The following is a 2442-nucleotide window of genomic DNA, read 5'->3' as shown; positions in this document are numbered from 1 at the left end:
GTCCTCGATCACGCCCGCCGGGTCGACCGCGCGGGCGCCGCCGATCTTTACCACCAGCGGAGGCTGCTCCGGGCCGACTGCGGTGTTGGACTCGCTCATGGCGATCCCACCGGGTGAAGCCCCTGCTGGTCGAGTCCGGCCGTCTCCTCGAGCCCGAACGCGATGTTGGCGGCGTGAACCGCCTGCCCCGCGGCGCCTTTCATCACGTTGTCGATGGCCGCGAACGCGACGACGCGCTCGCCGTCGGCCGCGAAGCCGACCTCCGCGAGATTGGTGCCCGCGACCGACTTCGGTTCGGGGTAGCGGTACACGCCACTGCCGCCGGCGACGAGTCGGACGAACGGCTCGTCCTCGTAGGCGTCGCGGTAGGCACCCCAGAGGTCGGGCGTCTCGATCCCGCCGTCGCCGCCCGTGGGGAACGTGTGACAGGTCGCGGCCGCGCCGCGGACCATGTCCACCGCGTGGACCGTGAACGACAGGGAAAGCCCCAACTGCTCCTCGATCTCGGCCTCGTGGCGGTGCCCCGTGGGCGCGTACGGGCGGACGACGCCCGAGCGCTCCGGGTGGGAGGAGGCCGCGCCGCCGCCGGCGCCGCCTTCCGAGGAGCCGACCTTGAGGTCGGCGACGATCTGATCCTCAGGGGTCAGCAGGCCCGCGTCGACGAGCGGTTTGAGTGCGAGCATCGTCGCCGTGGCGTTACAGCCGCCCGAGGCGACGATATCCGCGTCTTCGAGTCCGTCACGGCCGAGTTCGGGTAGCGCGTACGTGGCGGAATCGAGGTACGCCGGCGCACTGTGCCCGTCGTACCACTCGTCGTACGCCGCCTCGCTGCCGAGGCGGAAGTCCGCCGAGAGGTCGACCAGCGTGTCGGCGGCGGCGAGGTACGATTGGACGTTCTCCATCGAGACGCCGTGAGGCGTCGCCGTGAACAGCGCGTCCACCGAGTCGAGGTCCGTCGGGTCGGTGAAGCGCAGATCGAGTTCGCGGAGGTTCGGGTGGACCGACCCCACCGTGTGGTTCTCGTACTCGCGAGAGGTGGCCTGGACGACCTCGAACTCCGGATGTGCCGAGAGCAGGCGGAGTAGCTCCCCGCCCGCGAAGCCGGAGGCGCCGACGACGCTCGCAGCGAGCGTCACGACTCCACCCCCGCGGCCGTCGGGTCCGGGGCCGCGAACGTCCCTTCCAGCCAGTCGACGATCTCGCCGGCCACGTCCACGTCGACGGCGGCGTTCAGCGCCTTGAACTCCACCGTGTGGTTCACCTCGTGGACAGTGTAGCCGCCGGACTGCAGTTCCATCAGGTCGACGCCGAGCAGGCCGCCGCCGACGGCCGCGCTGGCCTCGCGAGCCAGCTTCTCGATCTCGGGATCGAGGTCGAACGAGTCCGTCTCGGCGCCCGTCGCGGCGTTGGTGAGCCAGTGGTCCGAACTGCGGCTCATCGCCGCCACGGGCTCGCCGTCGATGGTCAGCACGCGCAGGTCACGCCCGGGCTTCTCGACGAACTGCTGGACGTAGAACACGCTGTGCTCGTAGTGGCCCAGCGTCTCCTTGTGTTCGAGCACGGCCTCGGCGGCCGAGCGCGACTCGATCTTGGCCATCAGTCTGCCCCACGACCCGACGACCGGCTTCAGCACGCAGGGGTAGCCGAACTCCTCGATGGCGTCCAGCGCCGACTCCTTCGTGAACGCGACGGTGGTCTCCGGCGTCGGGATCCCGGCTTTCGAGAGCGCGAGCGTCGTCTCCACCTTGTCCGAACAGATCTTCGCCGTCTCGGGACCGTTGACGACCGGCACGTCGTAGTGGTCCACGAACCGGCCCGCGTACTTCGAGCGCGAGGTCGCCAGACAGCGGTCGAGCACCACGTCGCACTCCCCGAGCGGTTCGGGCGGCGCGTCGAGGCCGAACGTCGCTTTCCGCACGTCGACCTTGTGGACCTCGTGGCCGCGGTCGCGCAGCTCCGTCAGCAGGAGCTTCTCGTCCGGGCGGATGCGGGAGTAGAGCAGACCGACGTCCATCACTCCCCCCAGTCCTCCGCGAGGTCGGGCGCCTCGTCCAGCTCGGCGGGCTCGACGCCCACGACTTCGAGTTCGGTGCCACAGCTCCCGCAGTCGACGATCTCGCCGATCTCGACGTCTCCGGGCAGTGTGACGCTGTCGCCGCACGTGACGCAGTCAGCTTCTGACATCGTACTCCGAGGGAGGCGACGGGTGTACTTTAATCCGTCTATTTAATCCCCGTAAAATAAACTCTTAGACGCTTCTATCCGTCAAATTCTGCCGAATCGGTGCCGCGCAAAACCGACCGCGACGGCGCGAAGTGAGTGGTGGCCCGGACGGGCCGTCGCGGCCCCCGCCGGAGTCGGGTGGGGACCGGCCGCGGGCGTCGTCGCCGGCCCCGCCGTAGCCGTGGCTGTCGCCGCGGGGCTGGCGTCGCCGGGGGCTGG

General features: G+C 69.7%; 3 protein-coding genes and 1 pseudogene. All 4 read right to left on the bottom strand.

What is annotated here, in order from left to right; all coding sequences use genetic code 11:
- A pseudogene (locus tag ACFR9S_RS03795) lies at window positions 1-99 on the bottom strand (acetylglutamate/acetylaminoadipate kinase); the annotation flags it as partial.
- Window positions 96-1136 (bottom strand): N-acetyl-gamma-glutamyl-phosphate reductase, encoded by a 1041-nt coding sequence (gene argC, locus ACFR9S_RS03790; protein WP_379732477.1) that lies wholly within the window; start codon window positions 1134-1136, stop codon window positions 96-98. The gene argC and the pseudogene ACFR9S_RS03795, both read right to left, overlap by 4 nt.
- Window positions 1133-2014 carry a lysine biosynthesis protein LysX gene (gene lysX, locus ACFR9S_RS03785; RefSeq protein WP_379732478.1) on the bottom strand — a complete coding sequence of 294 codons (882 nt, stop codon included), beginning with the start codon at window positions 2012-2014 and terminating at the stop codon, window positions 1133-1135. Before lysX ends, argC begins: the two co-directional genes overlap by 4 nt.
- Window positions 2014-2184, bottom strand: a complete 171-nt coding sequence (gene lysW, locus ACFR9S_RS03780; RefSeq protein ID WP_379732479.1) for a lysine biosynthesis protein LysW — start codon at window positions 2182-2184, stop codon at window positions 2014-2016. The genes lysX and lysW overlap by 1 nt, the downstream gene beginning before the upstream one ends.
- Window positions 2185-2442: the final 258 nt, after the last annotated feature.

Origin of the sequence: Halolamina salina (assembly GCF_042678005.1) — an archaeon.
GTDB lineage: Archaea > Halobacteriota > Halobacteria > Halobacteriales > Haloferacaceae > Halolamina > Halolamina salina.
This window is presented reverse-complemented; position numbering and strand designations above follow the sequence as displayed.